This is a genomic window from Geminicoccus sp. (assembly GCF_035556675.1).
GTDB lineage: Bacteria > Pseudomonadota > Alphaproteobacteria > Geminicoccales > Geminicoccaceae > Geminicoccus.
On sequence record NZ_DATMFZ010000199.1, the window covers coordinates 1 to 2,419 of the forward strand.

1 protein-coding gene is annotated in these 2,419 nt (G+C 68.5%); it reads left to right on the forward strand.

What is annotated here, in order from left to right; genetic code table 11:
* Window positions 1-151 precede the first annotated feature (151 nt).
* On the forward strand, window positions 152-2,419 hold a 2,268-nt coding region (locus VNS22_RS14470), incomplete at its 3' end, for a PAS domain-containing protein (protein ID WP_325733585.1).

Sequence of the window (2,419 nt, forward strand, 5' to 3'; positions counted from 1 at the left end):
TGCCCCAGGCAGACTATCGGTTTCCATAGGGTGCCCGCGGCTCGCTGCGGCTCTACCCTGCCGTCCGACTAGGTGCCCAGGCCAGCATGGGTGCTAGTCTGGCGGAGGTCGCAGCCTTGGGGGGCGCGACCTCCACAGGAGGACGTGGCGCATGCTGTCCGGCGCAACCGACGCGATCAATAACCAGCCCGCGCGGGCGGCGAGGCTGGTGGAAGAGGTAGTCGGCAATGCCTGGGCGACGGATGCCGCCGGCCGGTTCCTCTACGCCACCCCGGGCGTGCTGGGCCTGCCGGTCACCGGGCTAGAGGCACAGGATACGGATTCGGACGAACCGGCGTCCGGCTGGACGTCGCTGCTGCATCCGGAAGACTACGAGGCGGCGGCCATGTCCTGGCGGCAGTGCCTGGAGACCGGGCATGCCTATGACGTTACCCATCGCCTGCGTGCCGCGGACGGAACCTATCGGTGGCGACGTTGCTCAGGCCGGCCGGTGCGCGACGCCGAGGCCCGCATCGTCGGGTGGTACGGGTCGTTCCTGGAGCGGGAGGCGCTGCACGATCGCGAGCAGGAGCTTGCGCAACTGGTCGACATGGCGCCGAGCCATGTGTGGCGCCTGACCCGGGACGGCGAGCCGGCATTCTTCAATAAGCGCATGGCCGACTATCTGGGGCCGGACATCACGAGCAAATCGTTCGGCGGACTGGAGGCCCTGCTCGCCGCCGTCCACCCCGACGACGCGCCCGCGTTCCGCACGACACTCCGGCACAGCCTGGCGACCGGCGAGCCGTTCGCGTGCCGCTACCGGCTGCGCCGTGTCGACGGCGCGTATCGGTGGATGTCGAGCCGGGCCGAGCCGCTGCGGGACCATGCGGGGCAGATCCTGCAGTGGTACGGGGTCTGTCACGACATCGACGACCAGGTTCTGGCGGAAGAGGCGCTGCGACGCCGCGAGCAGGAACTCGAGCGGCTGGTCGACGCGGTGCCCGCAATGATCTGGTGCCTCTCGCCCGATGGCCAGCCCTCCTATTACAGCGAGCAGCTGGTCCGCTGGCTGGGGGTCAGCGTCGAGGATCTCGACGATCCCGGGACGACGCGCCTCGCCCGGGCGGCAGCCCTGCTGGTGCATCCAGACGACAGCCAGGACGTTCACGCGGAGCTGGCGCGCTGCGTGCGCACCGGCGACCCGTTCATGTGCAAATGCCGGGTCCGCCGCCATGATGGCGCATTCCGGTGGATGGAGGGACGCGCCCAAGCCCTGCGCGATGAGACCGGCAACATCATGCAGTGGTACGGCGTGCTCATCGACATCGAGGAGCTCATGCGTGCCCAGGACGAGCTGCGCGGTCGGGAGCGGGAACTCTCGCAGCTCGTCGACATGGTGCCGAGCCAGATCTGGCGGCTCAGCACGAAAGGCGAGCCGATCTTCTTCAACAAGCGGATGGTCGATTTCCTCGAACTGCAGGTCGCGGACACGGACCGGTCGGGCCCGGGCCGGCTCGAGGCCGTAGCCCGGGCCATCCATCCGGACGACGCGGCGCGGTTCGAGGCGGCCCTGCACCATAGCCTCGCCGCGGGCGAAGCCTTTGCCATGCAGTATCGGCTGCGCCGTGCCGATGGCGACTACCGGTGGATGTCGGGCCGCGCCGAGCCGTTGCGGGACGAGTACGGGCGCATCGTCCAGTGGTTCGGCCTCAGCCACGACATCGACGACCAGATGCGCCTGTACGCCGACATCGCGGAGCGGGAGGCCAGGATCCGGCGACTGGTCGATTCGGACATCATCGGGATCGTCATCTGGGATCTGGACGGCAGGCTGATCGACGCCAACGACGCGTTTCTCCGCATGGTCCAGTACGACCGGGAGGACGTGATGGCCGGCATCCGCTGGTTCGACATCACCCCGCCGGAATGGCAGGAAGTGCATGCCCGCGAGGAGGCCAAGGAGCTTGCGGCGACCGGCAAGATGCAGGCCCGCGAGAAGGAGTATTTCAGGAAGGACGGCAGCCGGGTGCCGGTGCTGATCGGGGCGGCCTGCTTCGATGGCCAGTCCCGGCAAGGCGTCGCCTACATTCTCGACCTGACCGAACGCAAGCGCGCGGAAGCGGCAGTGCGCGAGCGAGAACGCGAGCTGTCGCAGCTCGTGGACATGGTCCCGAGCTATCTGTGGCGAATCACCGCCGATGGCATGCCGGTATTCTTCAACAAGCGGCTCGTCGACTTCCTGGGGCTGGACGTCTGGGGTGCGGACCGGCCGGGCAAGAGCCGGCTGGCCGCCCTCACCGAGGCCATCATCCATCCCGATGACAGCCCCGGCGTCGTGGAAGCGTTCGAGCGCTCCTTGGCCAGCGGCGAGCGTCTCTCCATGAAATGGCGCATGCGCCGGGCCGATGGCGTGTATCGCTGGATGGCGGCGAGCGCC